The following is a 13033-nucleotide window of genomic DNA, read 5'->3' on the forward strand; positions in this document are numbered from 1 at the left end:
CATGGCCCTGGTAGTGGTACGTCACGCGGAACGGCCCGAACTGTGGGACCGCATTCCCGAGCGGTTCGCCGGTGTGGTGCCCGAGTACAACCTGCACGGTGACATCAACGGCGATTACTGGAACCGGCTGTTCGAGGACTTTCCGGAGTATCAGTTCGTCCTGTACGACGACGAACACGAAGTGATCGTCGGCGCGGGCCGCTCGCTGCCCCGCGCCTGGGACGGCACGGCGGCCGATCTGGGCCCCGGCCTGGACGACTCGATCGCGAGGGCCTTCGCGGACCGCGATGCCGGGCGCGCGCCCGGCGCCCTGTGTGCGCTGGGCATCGAGGTGGCCGAGGACCACCAGGGCCGGGGCCTGTCAAAGGTGTTGCTCGACGCGATGTCGGACACGGCGCGCCGAGTCGGGCTCGGGACGGTCCTGGTGCCGGTACGGCCCACGTGGAAGGACCGGTACCCACTGGTGCCGATCGAGCGGTACGCGGCCTGGACCCGGGACGACGGGGCCCCGTTCGACCCATGGATCCGAACCCAGGTGGGCGCCGGCGGCACGGTCGCGGCGGCGTCCGAGCGGTCCTCGCGGATCACGGGAACGGTCGCCGAGTGGGAGAGCTGGACGGGCCTCGCCTTCCCGGAGGACGGACAGTACGTCTTCCCGGGAGGTCTCGCGCCGCTCCAGGTCACCCGGGCGCGGGACCTGGGCGCGTACTGGGAGCCCGGGGTGTGGATCACACACCGGGTCGGGTCGGGCCTTGATCCTTCGTGACGGGTCCGGTCGGTCCGTCCGGCGGGCCACTACGCCTTGCGGGGCCGGTGGCGGGTGGGCGGGTGATCCTCAGAGTCGCGTCGGGCGGGCGCCGGGGCGCGGCCGTTCCATCCGCACGATCGGCCGCACCCCTTTGACCGGCCCTTCAGCATTCCTCGCTCCCGCGGGCCAGGAACGTTCTCCACTGCCTTGGTCATCTGCCGGACAGCCCGCTCCGTGAAGGCGTGATGCCGGGGGACACTCCTTGGAGCCGTTCGCCCGCGCGGACCGCTGTCCACGTGAAGGCGGCCATCGTACGGACCTCGTCCGGGCCCGCCTCCGGACGGCGTTCGGGCGGGAGTCCGGCCGGTCCGGCGGTGGCGACGGCGGAGTGCCTCATACGGTCGAGCGCGTCCGCGGGCACGCCGTCCGGCAAGGGGCCCAGGCGCCGGGCGGCTCGGGCGGCCTGCCGTCCGAGCAACAGGCAGTGGATCCACAGCTCCTCCGCGAAAGCCCTGCCGAAGCTCCGGGCCACCTCCGCCGCGAGGCCGTCCGGCATGTGCGCGGCCCGGGCCTCCCGGACCGTCTCCTCCGTGAGTCCGGTCGCGGGCAGAGCCTCGCGCCACCGGTGATGTCCGCTCCCGCCGTCGGCGCCGCGTTCCTGGCCCTCCAGACGGATGTATCCCTCTCCGTACCGCATGTACGGAATCCACCCCGGCTCCTCCAGGACGCGGCCCCGGGAAAGCAGGGGTGCGGCGTCGGCGGCGGAGGTGGGGCACACGGCGAGGCGGATGCCCTGGGCCGCATGACCGTTGATGCTGCTGGTGCCGATGTGCTCGACGATGTTCGGTACGGCGAGCAAACTCATGCGGCCACGGCCGCGGAAGAAGACAGAGAGCAGTTCGTCGTCGTGGCGTTCGGCGCTGTCACGGGCGTACTCGCGAAAGCCGGCGGCGGTCCCGGACGGCAGACAGACCCCGAGCGACGGCGTGAACTCATCGGGCACGGCCCGCACCCAGCAGGCTCCGGCGAGCGCGGCGATCCGGACGGCGGCGCCGTTGCGGGCGTGCCAGTTGGTATAGAAGACCAGCGCCTCGTCGGGAAACCGGACAGCGGCCCGCCCGACGATCTCCATGAGCTCGGCGGGGGCGTCGACGTCGTCCTGAACGACGAGATGATGACTGGCCTTCGGGTCCACTGCAGCCCACGCGACCAGGGCGGTGCGCAGGGCCGAGGGCGGCCCCTCGGGATCGGGGTCGAGGGCGAGACCGTCGAGCCGCAGCCGGGCGGCGATGTCCTGGGCCTGGGTGAGGCGCACGGGGTGGGTCATGACGGCCGAACTCACGTGAACCTCGGTCACACGGCACTCCTCGGCTCCTCGACGGGGTGGTCGCCGGTCATACTCGCAGAGCGTGGCCGAGCAGGGGCGGGAGCGCGGGGATTTTGGCCGGATCAGGGGTGGTGGCGGGTGCCCCAGTGGGAGCGGGCGAGCGGTTCGCTGTCAGTGGAGTAGCGCACAGCCTGGTGGTGCCGGTTCCCGGCGTCGTCCACGGGGGCGTCCGGAACCCGGCGCTCTCGAAACAGCAGGACGGCGACGACGAGCCAGCACAGCACGATGACGGCGTCGGCATAGACGACGAAGCCGAGCGGCAGAGCAGCGCGGTGCACAGCCACTATCGCGAGCCCCGCAAGGCCGACCCCGACGACGAGCAACAAGGACCGCAGAGTTCGCCACACTGTGAACGCCTCTCATCCGTCGCACTGCTTCTGAGAAGTGAACGGCAGAGCATCCCATTGTGTGACGGCGTATTCCGGCCAGTCTGACTGTTCGGCCGACACCGACAGAGAGGACTGCGTGCGAGGTCTGCTCGGACCCGTGGGGTGCAAGAACTCCTGGCAACTCGCCGAGTCCGCCTGGCACTTCACCCCTGGCGGGTTGCAGCGCCTTCTGACGAGGAGCCGCTGGGAGGCCGACGAAATCCGCGACGACATGAAGTTTTGGCCTCTCCCGCAACGTGCTCGACATCCTCGTGCAGAGCCGCAGGTACAAGGCCACCGCCCGGCGCTTCGTCCGCAGACTGATGAAGAAGACGAGCCCGGTGCTGCACAGCAGTTCCTGTCCGCGTTCAGCGGCATCTCGGCCCACTTCCGGCCCCACCGCCACCTCCTGACGGCCCCTGACCACCCGGTGGAGACGACCATCCGCTTCGCCATCCGGGACCAGATCACCCGCGCTGTCGGCCGGCCCGCCACGGCCTGAGCACCGACCCGGGCCGCAAGCGCACCATGCACCGACATACCGTCAGGCGCCCGTATGTCCAAACAACGCGCCTATGCGGAGCGGGAGTTGGCGGAGGTGGAGCCGGCGTATCCGAAGGCGCGGCTGACGGAGTGTGGCGCGCGCATCGAGGATTTACAGCGGACGCCGGGCCGCCCTGATGCCCGCTCCGGAACGGGCCGATCTGACGGGGCCGCCCGCGCAGGGCGGACCGTGAGGGCAATACGCCTGTGACAGAACGAAGACGTCGCGGAGGACTGCCTGTGACTCGGTGCGAGATACAAATACTTTCGACCGCATGCACCACGCTCGTTCTGGGGGATCACCGTGAAGTACACCCGCATCACCGCTCTCGCCGCCATCGGGGTCGCTGCCACCCTTTCGCTCACCGCCTGTGGCAACGACGACTCGGTGAAGGACTCGTCCTCCAAGGGCTCCTCGTCCTCTTCGTCCTCGGGCGCTGGATCGAAGTCGGAGGGCGGCTCAGGCTCCGGCGGCTCGGAGGCCGGCAACGCGAAGTCGGGCTCCGCCGGGGACACCGAGTCCCGCGCCGACGCCGCGAACGGCGCTACGGAGACCGCGGGCAAGGTCACGTTCTGCAAGACGGAAGACCTGGCCATCGATGCCACGGACGCCGCGCCCGACGAGAACTCCGGCAGGATCGACATCACCATGATCAACCGGGGTTCGACCACCTGCTCGGCGACGGGCTTCGCGGGCGTCGACATCAAGGACGCCGACAACACCTCGAACCCCATCGAGCGCGGCCAGGCCCAGCCGCGTATCACCACCTTGAAGCCCGGCGACGCTGCTGTCTTCAACCTCGCCTACGACATCGACAGCAGCGGCGACAGCCTCGCGTCCCCGACCAACATCCTGGTGACGCCTCCGAACGAGACCCACACCGTGACCCTGAAGTGGCCTGCGGGGGCGGGGGAGATCAAGGGCGCCTACACCGATGTTGAGGTCTACCCGACGCACACGGCCGAGTAGGGGTTCCGCCCGGAGGACGGAGAGGCAATCGGGGAAACGTGCCGTCTGGCGGGCCGAGGGGGAGGATCCCCCTCGGCCGACACCACTGTGCACGGCGGCGTGAGTGCGACAGCCGCGAACGCGGGCCGCCCGTCCGGCCTCGGGTGCCGGACGGGAGAACGGCTCGGCCAACGTACGGCACGGGCAGAGCGACGACCCGCAGACGAAGCGCCGGACCGTCAGTCGGATCACGAAGCCCTGCTCAGTGAGCGGAAGGCCCTTCAGTCTGTGCCGGTAACGGTTGTGTACTCGCCCCGAGAAGTGACCGTAGACCGGACAGGTGGCCCCCGGTTGCGCGGCCTCTCGCCACCACCTCAACCGTGCCGAACGTGGCCGTAACCGGCTCGACCTCCACATCGTCGATTCTGTCGAACACCAGCGAATCCCAGAATGGTGTATCGGCCCGCCCGAGCAACTCGCCGCGATTTCGGACCTGTCAGGGGGCGCGGGAGCCGTCCCGTACGCCAGCGCATTGTCGAAGAACGGCCACTCCACGCCGCCCGAAGAACTGGTCTCGCTCATTGCCGGGCCGGCCCCACTTCGTCACTCGGGTGTGGCACCGCAGGCGGAGCCCCGCTGCGCGCGGGCGTGGTCACGGGCGTGCATGCGGCTGAGGGGCGGGAAACCCGCACGCCGGGCGAGCGCGGCCGTCACCAAGGAGGCGGCGAGCAGGGCGGAGGCCGTCCACGGCAGCGCCCCCGAGCCGGCGCGGTCCAGGACGGCGCCGCCGAGAAGGGAGCCGCCGGCCATGCCGATGTTCCAGCCGGTGACCCAGAGGGAGTTGGCGGTGTCGGGATCGAGCGGGGCCGCCTTGACCCCCGCGGTCTGTGTCAGGGTCGGTATGCCGCCGTGTGTCACGCCCCAGAAGACTGCGCCGAGCACCACGGCCACGGTGCTGTGCCCGGCTGCGCCGAACACCGCCAAGCACCCGGCGGCCAGGGCGAGCAGGCCGATCGTGGCGATGCGCAGTCGGCGGTCGGCGGTGGCTCCGGCGATCCAGACGCCGCCCATGGAACCCAGGCCGAACAGGAACAGCACGGTGCTGGTGCCGACCCCCGGCCCTGCCTGTTCCACGAAGGGTGCGATGTAGGTGTAGAGCACGTAGAAGCCGAGGACCATCAGGAGTGACGCGATGTTGATGGCGGGGATCCCGGGCGTACGAATGGTGCGCATCAGCCCCGTGCCGCGGCTCGCCGCCTCGCCGGCCAGTTGCGGCAGCCGCCACCATGCGGTGGCGGCCAGGGCCACGGCCAGCACGGTGAGCAGCCCGAAGGTGGCGCGCCAGCCAATGAGTCCGCCGAGCATGGTGCCGGCCGGGATGCCGAGCGACAGCCCGACCGTCATGCCGGCCAGCGCGGTGGCGATCGCCTTGCCGCTGCGCTGCGGGGCCAGCCGCGCGGCGTACGCCGGAACCATGGCCCACAGCAGGCCGGCGAACACCCCGGAGACGACCCGCGCGGCAAGTGTCAGGGCGAATCCGGTGGAGACGGCCGTCACCACGTTGGTGGCCGCGAAGCCGAGGAGCAGCGCCAGCAGCAGGGCGCGGCGGGGCAGGATCAGGGTCCAGGCGGTCATCGGGATCGCGGTGAGGGCCGCGGCCAGTGCGTAGACGGTGATCAGCAGCCCCGCACGTGCCTCGGTGACGTCGAGATCGGCGCTCATCGCGGGCAGCAATCCGGCCGGCAGCGCCTCGGTGAGGATGGTGACGAACGCGGACCCGGCGAGCACCAGCAGCCCGGTCAGAGGCCAACTCGCGGTGGTGGACGGCGGATTCGCGATAGGAGAGGAGTGGGTGGTAGAGGTCATGCCCGGAGGCTAAAACCCTCACGTCTACGTGAGAGTCAAATCCGGGCCCCACCGCCCCGGCCTCATGCGTCCGCCGTCGCGCGGGCGGCCTTCCGGGCGGCCCGCAGATAGGCGTCGACGGCGTCGCGATTGCGGGTCAGGCACCGGATGCGGCTGTCGAGGTGCTCCCGCTCGGCAGCCACCTGGTCGAGCATCTGCGCACAGGGGACTGGCGGCAGCAGGTCCGAGGGACCGTCCAGGTACGGCAGGATGTCGCGGATGATCCGGGTGGGCAGCCCGCACTCGATCAGCCCGCGGATCTGCCGCACCACCTCGTCGGCGCCGTCACAGAAGTCGCGATATCCGTTGCTGCTCCGGGCGGGCCGGATCAACCCCTCCTCCTCGTAGTAGCGCAGCGCGCGCACGCTGACGCCAGTCATCCGCGAGAGCTCACCGATCTTCATGTGCCTCACCTCACACCGTCTCCAATTGACCCTCACGCTCACGTGAGGGTTTTACGTTACTGCACCTCAGCCCCTGACAGGAAAGGGCACACCCACATGTCCGACCCGAGCACGACCGACCGCATCGACCCCCAGATCCACCAGGGCCTGCGGAATCTGCACGCGCTGACCGGACCCGGCGGTCTCATCAACTTCGACATCCCGCGCCAACGCGAGCTGTACGAGGAGATGAACCGGGCGGCCCTCGCGGCGCTGCCGCCCAATGACCGGGTGCGGCACGAAGACCTCACCGTGCCCGGCCCGGCCGGCGGCCCGGAGGTCAACGTGCGCATCTACCGCCCCGCAGACAGCACGGACACCGGCAGCACTCTCCCGGGCATTCTGTACATCCATGGCGGAGGCATGATCACCGGCAGCATCCTGACCGACCACCGGCAGGTGCTGCCCCTTGTCGAGGCGGTCGGCGCGGTCGTCGTATCCGTCGAATACCGCCTGGCGCCCGAACACCCCGACCCGGCCCCCGTCGAGGACTGCTACGCCGCACTGCTGTGGATGTCCCGCAATGCCTCCGCCCTCGGCATCGACCCCGGCAGGCTTGCCCTCTACGGCGGCAGCGCGGGTGGCGGCCTGGCCGCCGGCGTCGCCCTGCTCGCCCGCGACCGCGGAGGCCTTCACCTGGCCTTCCAGATGCTGCCCTACCCGATGCTCGACGACCGCAACACGACACCGTCCAGCCATGAGATCACCGACATCGGCATCTGGGACCGTGCCGCCAACCTCCAGGGCTGGCAGTCCCTCCTGGGCGACAGGGCCGGCACCGACCACGTCAGCCCCTACGCCGCCCCCGCCCGGGCCGATGATCTCAGCGGACTGCCGCCCACGTACCTGGACGTCGGCGACCTCGACCTCTTCCGCGACGAAGACCTCGCCTATGCCAACAGGCTCATGCAGGCCGGCGTTCCCGTCGAACTCCACGTCTATCCAGGCGGAATCCACGCCGGCGAACTACTCGCCCCCGACGCCGAACTCAGCACCCGCATCACCAACTACCGCATGACCGCACTGAACCGTGCCTTGCATTCCTCCCGCGCACCGGGCGGACCCCAATAGCCCAACCAATACGGGCCGAACCGCGCTCCGTTGCGGGGCGCTCGGCTGCCCCGCAACGTACGCACCCAGGCCCTTCGGCCACACCCACGTCCACCGGCATCCCATGGCCCCGCCTCGGCTTCGAGCATGCTGACGCCGGGCGGCCGGGCGGCCGGGCGGCCGGGCGGGAGACGAGCGACGTCTATGCCGTGAATCCCACCTCTCCTCAAATATCCCCGAGCCGTTCATGGAGTTCTTCGGCGAAACGTGTCCGGTAGATGCCGTGGACGATGGTTCCGGGGGACTGGTAGCCCCTGTGCTCCGGGTCCGAGACGTCCTCGTCCCACGGCACTACGCAGTCTGGTAGCAGCCGCGTACGGCTCAGATACATCTGCGCGGCCTCTTCCAACCGCACTTCTCCTGCGATCACCGAGCTCCATAGTCCGCGGCCCTGCCCGACCACCCACATGCACAGATCTTCGGTGCTGTCTTCGCACCAGACGTCCCCATCCACGCTCACGCCTTCCGAGAAGTCGGCCAGCGAATCAGCCGCGGACTCGTACGCGAGCGCGAAGGATTCAAGGACTTCCCGCGGCTGGGACTCCAACCACAATTCAAGGGCAGACAGACGTGGTCGTGTCGATTCCAGGACTTTCCAGAACCAATCAGGAACATGGTCCGGTCCCATTTTGGCTCCCGTGTCGATGACTGCCGTACCCGCCCGACCGTACAGCGGGACGGAGCCTCTGAACACTCCCGGACTCCACCGTCGGCGAATGGTGCTTCACATCCGCGCAGTCACCGGATTGGAATCGGGCACCTACAGGACGAAGAGGTGTAGTCGGAGCTGGGCGCGGTGAGGCGCCTGAGCCGGGCAGCGACGGCGGGGAGCCTCTCGTCGCCGCACGATCACCTCACCTCACCACTTCATCCACCCCGCCCGCACCCGCCCACCCCTGGACCCAACAGTCCCCACCCCGCCGCCTCCACCAGCGCATATCAAGGGCGTCGAGGCCGGCGCGGCGTTGTTCGGTGAGCTTGTCGGTACGTTTGTGGGCGTTGTCGAGCCATGCGCCGAGCTTGACCACCACAAGCCCGCCAGTACTTGCCTGACGGCCCGCCATGTCCGCTGCTTCCGCCAGGTGTCCGATGTGCTTGCGGGGGCACCTTCAAATGTCCTTCGCAGGTGTGGAACCGCTGTGCGGCGCGGAGGCCGAGTGCCCACATCCCGTCTTGCGTCCGCTGTGCCGGGGGTTTGTCCTCCTGGTCGGGTTCGATGTCGAGGATGTTCTCCGTCAGCCACTGCTGCGCAGGCAGCAGTGGCTCCCGCCCGTGCCGCTGCGCCGCAACCCACCGTCCGAGGTCTTCTCCTCGACTGCGCGAGCAACGCGGGGTCCCGCGGTGTGCTGAACGTCAGCAGTTCCCGCGCGGGAGCACTCGCCCCCGCTCACCCGCCGGCCCTTCCTCTTCGTTTTCGGCCTGTCCTTCCTCGCGCTTCTCGGCCCCCTTAGGTTGCCAACTCCCGCTCCGAAGACGGGGATCCGCGAGGTGCCCAATCGTTTAGGTGTCATGTGCCCGAAGCGCCCCGAGGACTTTCGCGAGGTTCCGTAGGCATCCGAGGTCAGCATTTCGTCCCGCGTTTCACCTGTGGAACGGCAGAACCATCCGCAGGCCGTCCTCTGCGATCTCGGTCGCGAGCCCGGTCTGCGGTGCCGCGAGCCGCGCCCGGCGCGCGGCGTCCGATCCGAGCCCGGCCTCTTCTCGCAGGCGATGTAACTCAGAGTCTGCAATATCAACATATACAACCTAATAAGGGGTAACCGGGCCTCTGTCGGCGATCAGCTTCGTTCTGGCGGTGGGGTTCGTCATCGTTTTGTCAGTAGGCCCCCTTGGTTCGCGAGTACCCGATTGGGTGGCGGCTCGCGCCCGGACTTCAGGGGCCCGCTGGATCGGGTGAAACGAGTCGTACGCCCACCCGTCGCGATGGGTGCACGGTCGCAGGTGAGTGATGTCTTGCAGGTTTCGAATTCCGCAGATGATCTCGCCATTTCTGGAAGTGGGTATTCGACCTTCCTGGAGGTTCGCGTCCATTGCGCATGCAACTTATAAGCGGATGCTATTACTAATCGATTTCAAATTTCGCTATATGGTGCTGCAGTGCTTGGCCGCTGCAGGCGGGTGGCCGCCGTCTCGTGAATCGAGGCGTGTCCGGCATGCGCCAATACAAGGAGAAGCCTTCGCATGATGTGTACGCGGCTCGACGAGTTGCCGGGGCATCCACCTTCTGGGGCACGTTCACGTCGGCGGGATGCCGGAACCGTCGGGGTACTCCGTAGCCGCGCCGGCAGCCACGAGCAGTTCAGGGCCGGCGCGAGCCTCCACCGCAGGCATGGGGTGCAGCGATGATCCGAGACCGTGTGCCGCCTTCATCGTGCGCGGCCGGGGCGGGCCGCAGGTACCCGCACCGCGAGGCCTTTCCCGACCGGCATCTCCCCGGGATCGAGCCCGGTCGGGTCCAGGCGCCTCGTGTCCTCGCCCCTTCGGTTCCGGCTGCGGCTGGCCTGCCCGTGACGAGTCCTGGTTCCTTTCCTGCCGGGTGGGATCACCGTCGGAGCCGTCCTGGCCCTGCCCCATCCGGCGCCAGGGCACATCACCACCACTACCGAGGAGCGCAAATGCACCTGATCCCCTCAGAGCAGGAAAAGCTGCTGCTCAGCGTGGCCGGAATGCTCGCCAGCTACCGCAAGGAACGCGGCATCAAGCTGAACTACCCCGAGGCCGTGGCCTACATCAGCTGCTGGGTCATCGAGGAGGCCCGGGCGGGCAGCCACACCGTCGACCAGATGATGAGCGACGCCACCATTCCCCTGCCGGAGCGGCAGGGCGACACCCAGGGCGAGGGAGAGAGCGTCCTGACGCGTGCCGACGTCATGGAGGGCGTGCCCGAGATGCTCGACATCCTGCAGATCGAGGCGACCTTCCCCGACGGCCGCAAGCTCGTCACCCTCCACAACCCGATCCGCTGAGGACGAACCCATGCCCTACTTCCAGCCGCTGACCACGCAGCCTTTCCCCACACAGCCGGAGCCGGTCGGGCGTCCGGTCTCACAGCCTGTCCCTCGATTGCCCAATCCTGGCCAGAAGCTCGAACAGCCCCTGCCCAAGCCCTCTGCCCTGGATCCGACTACGGCCTACGACTTTTCCGAGTACCCGGTGGGAGGAGTGTGGGTCAAGGACCCGGACTCGTTCCACGTACTCAACTCTCAGAGCGCCAAGGCCGTTCTCTACGTGATCAACGTCGGTGACCGTGACATCCAGGTCGGTTCGCACATCCACCTGGCCGACGTCAACGACGACCTGCTCTTCTTCACCGACAGGGACACTGCCGAGCAGGCCGAGACAGTCATGACGGACCCTCAGCTCTCGCGGCCCCAGCAGATCGCGGCGGCCCGGCAGCTGGCGCACGACCGGTCGAAGACACCGGGACAGGCCCCCTGGGGATACCGCCTCGATGTCGCTTCGGGGGCCTCCGAGCGGTTCAGCCCCGAACCCTCTCCCAGCGGCAGGATCGAGGTCGTGGAGATCGGCGGGAAGCGGCGAGTTCCGGGCCTGCGTAAGGACAAGCAGGCCGGCGACGTCGACCTCGACTGACAGGCCCTCGTACTCCCAGCTGGAGGAAAGCAATGACGACCATCACCCGCGAGAACTACGCAAAGTCGTACGGGCCGACCACGGGCGACCAGGTCCGCCTGGGCGACACCAACCTCTGGATCGAGGTCACCCACGACCTCACCTTCGGTGGCGACGAGGCGATCTTCGGCGGCGGCAAGACCATCCGCGAGTCCATGCTGCAGGGCACCACCACCAGTGCGGAGGGCGCCCCGGACACCGTCATCACCAACGTGATCATCCTGGACGTCGCCCCCGCCCAGGAGTTGGCAAACCTTGTCCCGGGTGAGAGCGCCAGCAAGAACGCCGTTGTGCGTGCCGATGTCGGCATCAAGGACGGCAAGATCGTCGCGATCGGCAAGGCCGGCAACAGCGACGTCATGACCGGAGTCACCCCCGGGCTGGAGCTGGGTCCCTCCACGGACGTGATCTCCGGCGAGGGCAAGATTCTCACCGCGGGCGCCGTCGACACCCATGTGCACTACATTTCCCCCTCAGCTGTCATGGAGGCCCTGGCCACGGGGACCACCACCCTGGTCGGCGGCGGCGTGGGCCCGTCCGAGGGGTCCAAGGCGACCACTGTGACCCCCGGTCCGCAGCACCTGGTGAATCTGCACCGCAGCTTCGACGACCTGCCGGTCAACGTCATGCTGCTCGGCAAGGGCAACACTGTGAGCAGGGACGGCTTGGACGAGCAGGCGCTGGCGGGGGCCGGCGGTTTCAAGATCCATGAGGACTGGGGAGCCACTCCGGCCGTTCTGGACGCCGCCTTGAAGGCGGGGGAGGACTGGGGCCTGCAGGTCACCCTGCACGCTGACTCCCTCAACGAGGCCGGCTTCAGCGAGACCACCCTCGATGCCATCGACGGGCGGGGCATTCACGTCTTCCACGCCGAGGGCGCCGGTGGCGGGCACGCCCCCGACATCCTGAAGGTGGCTGCCGAGGCATACGTCCTGCCCGCCTCGACGAACCCGACGCTGCCGTACACGGTGAACACCGTGGCCGAGCACATCGACATGCTGGCCTCCGCCCACCACCTGGATCTCAGCAATAAGAACGACCAGGCGTTCGCCGACTCCCGCATCCGCTCGACGACCATGTTCGCCGAGGACGTACTGCACGACATGGGCGCGATGTCCATCACCTCCTCCGACGCCCAGGCCATGGGCCGCATCGGCGAGGTCGTGACCCGCACCTGGCAGGTCGCGCACGTCATGAAGGAGTGGAGCCACAAGACCTTCAACGACGCGAACTTCTTCTACCGGGCCGAGCACGGGGAGGGCGACAACGCCCGTGCACTGCGGTACGTGGCCAAGTACACGATCAACCCCTCCATCGCCCACGGGATCGACGAGTACGTCGGTTCGGTGAAGGTGAACAAGCTGGCCGACCTGGTGCTGTGGGATCCGAGGTTCTTCGCGGTACGGCCCGAGGCGGTCATCAAGGGCGGAGCCATCGTGCTCGGCAACCTGGGAGACCCCAACGGTTCGGTGTCCACCCCGCAGCCCACCTTCGTGCGGCCGGCGATGGCCGCCGCGATCGCTGCCCGGCTGTCCTACTCATTCGTCTCGGACAAGGTTCTCAACCCGCCCGCCGGCACCGACCCCTACAGCACGGTGAGGGGCAAGGGCGCGTTCAAGAACTCCCTGAAGGACACCCTCGGGCTGCGGCGCGAGCTGAAGGGCGCCAACCCGGTCAAGGGCGTCACGAAGAAGGACATGGTCTTCAACGACAAGCTCTTCAAGATCGATATCCACCCGACCAAGTTCCGGATCGCGGTGGAGATTCCCGGGGTCGATCCGGACCAGGGGCACGGCCTCGCCGAGCACCCGGACCTTGAGGGCTTCTGGTACCTCGACCAGCCGCACCCGCCGCGGAGCCTGCCGCTCACCCAGCGATACCTGCTGTTCTGAGGCTACTTGTGAGCACTTCTTCGCTCCTGCTCGCCCTGTTGGGCGACGCCCGGCTCCC

At 68.5% G+C, this 13033-nt stretch carries 11 protein-coding genes and 1 pseudogene; 7 read left to right on the plus strand and 5 right to left on the minus strand.

Going from position 1 to position 13033, the window contains the following annotated elements:
- Position 1 precedes the first annotated feature (1 nt).
- Positions 2–766 (plus strand): GNAT family N-acetyltransferase, encoded by a 765-nt coding sequence (locus ABZ622_RS21895; RefSeq protein ID WP_360545566.1) that lies wholly within the window; start codon positions 2–4, stop codon positions 764–766.
- A 193-nt stretch (positions 767–959) separates the two neighbouring features.
- Here the strand turns inward: ABZ622_RS21895 and ABZ622_RS21900 are convergent, their stop codons facing one another.
- Entirely contained in the window at positions 960–2105 is a 1146-nt protein-coding gene (locus tag ABZ622_RS21900; protein ID WP_360545568.1) for a hypothetical protein, read from the minus strand.
- A 92-nt stretch (positions 2106–2197) separates the two neighbouring features.
- Positions 2198–2461 (minus strand): hypothetical protein, encoded by a 264-nt coding sequence (locus tag ABZ622_RS21905; RefSeq protein WP_360545570.1) that lies wholly within the window; start codon positions 2459–2461, stop codon positions 2198–2200.
- A gap of 296 nt (positions 2462–2757) precedes the next feature.
- Between ABZ622_RS21905 and ABZ622_RS21910 the strand changes: the two are divergent.
- Positions 2758–3005 (plus strand): annotated as a pseudogene (locus ABZ622_RS21910) (hypothetical protein); the annotation flags it as partial.
- Positions 3006–3350: 345 nt separating this feature from the next.
- Positions 3351–4016 carry a DUF4232 domain-containing protein gene (locus tag ABZ622_RS21915; protein ID WP_360545572.1) on the plus strand — a complete coding sequence of 222 codons (666 nt, stop codon included), beginning with the start codon at positions 3351–3353 and terminating at the stop codon, positions 4014–4016.
- 582 nt (positions 4017–4598) lie between these two features.
- Here ABZ622_RS21915 and ABZ622_RS21920 read toward each other — a convergent pair.
- Both ABZ622_RS21920 and ABZ622_RS21925 read right to left on the minus strand, forming a co-directional pair.
- Positions 4599–5861: an MFS transporter gene (locus ABZ622_RS21920; protein ID WP_360545574.1), complete on the minus strand. Its 1263-nt coding sequence runs from the start codon at positions 5859–5861 to the stop codon at positions 4599–4601.
- 62 nt (positions 5862–5923) lie between these two features.
- Complete coding sequence (locus tag ABZ622_RS21925) at positions 5924–6304, minus strand: MerR family transcriptional regulator (RefSeq protein ID WP_360545576.1); 381 nt, start codon at positions 6302–6304, stop codon at positions 5924–5926.
- Between the two features lie 96 nt (positions 6305–6400).
- Between ABZ622_RS21925 and ABZ622_RS21930 the strand changes: the two genes are divergently transcribed.
- Positions 6401–7414: an alpha/beta hydrolase gene (locus ABZ622_RS21930; protein WP_360545578.1), complete on the plus strand. Its 1014-nt coding sequence runs from the start codon at positions 6401–6403 to the stop codon at positions 7412–7414.
- A 205-nt stretch (positions 7415–7619) separates the two neighbouring features.
- Here the strand turns inward: ABZ622_RS21930 and ABZ622_RS21935 are convergent, their stop codons facing one another.
- Entirely contained in the window at positions 7620–8081 is a 462-nt protein-coding gene (locus ABZ622_RS21935; RefSeq protein WP_360545580.1) for a hypothetical protein, read from the minus strand.
- 1987 nt (positions 8082–10068) lie between these two features.
- Between ABZ622_RS21935 and ABZ622_RS21940 the strand changes: the two genes are divergently transcribed.
- The 3 genes from ABZ622_RS21940 (at position 10069) to ureC (ending at position 12975) form a co-directional block, all read left to right on the plus strand.
- The gene (locus ABZ622_RS21940; protein WP_266920409.1) at positions 10069–10419 is read left to right on the plus strand and encodes an urease subunit gamma; all 351 of its coding nucleotides are present in this window, start codon (positions 10069–10071) and stop codon (positions 10417–10419) included.
- A gap of 97 nt (positions 10420–10516) precedes the next feature.
- Positions 10517–11044, plus strand: a complete 528-nt coding sequence (locus ABZ622_RS21945; protein WP_360545582.1) for an urease subunit beta — start codon at positions 10517–10519, stop codon at positions 11042–11044.
- A 32-nt stretch (positions 11045–11076) separates the two neighbouring features.
- Positions 11077–12975 carry an urease subunit alpha gene (ureC, locus tag ABZ622_RS21950; protein WP_360545584.1) on the plus strand — a complete coding sequence of 633 codons (1899 nt, stop codon included), beginning with the start codon at positions 11077–11079 and terminating at the stop codon, positions 12973–12975.
- Positions 12976–13033 lie beyond the last annotated feature (58 nt).

Source organism: Streptomyces sp. NPDC007164 (assembly GCF_040634135.1).
GTDB lineage: Bacteria > Actinomycetota > Actinomycetes > Streptomycetales > Streptomycetaceae > Streptomyces > Streptomyces sanglieri.

Excerpts from the sequence above, each read along its gene's own strand:
- ABZ622_RS21920 (WP_360545574.1), bottom strand. The coding sequence starts at position 5,861 with ATGACCTCTACCACCCACTCCTCTCCTATCGCGAATCCGCCGTCCACC.
- ABZ622_RS21935 (WP_360545580.1), bottom strand. The coding sequence starts at position 8,081 with ATGGGACCGGACCATGTTCCTGATTGGTTCTGGAAAGTCCTGGAATCG.
- ABZ622_RS21895 (WP_360545566.1), top strand. The coding sequence starts at position 2 with ATGGCCCTGGTAGTGGTACGTCACGCGGAACGGCCCGAACTGTGGGAC.
- ABZ622_RS21930 (WP_360545578.1), top strand. The coding sequence starts at position 6,401 with ATGTCCGACCCGAGCACGACCGACCGCATCGACCCCCAGATCCACCAG.
- ABZ622_RS21925 (WP_360545576.1), bottom strand. The coding sequence starts at position 6,304 with ATGAAGATCGGTGAGCTCTCGCGGATGACTGGCGTCAGCGTGCGCGCG.
- ureC (WP_360545584.1), top strand. The coding sequence starts at position 11,077 with ATGACGACCATCACCCGCGAGAACTACGCAAAGTCGTACGGGCCGACC.
- ABZ622_RS21940 (WP_266920409.1), top strand. The coding sequence starts at position 10,069 with ATGCACCTGATCCCCTCAGAGCAGGAAAAGCTGCTGCTCAGCGTGGCC.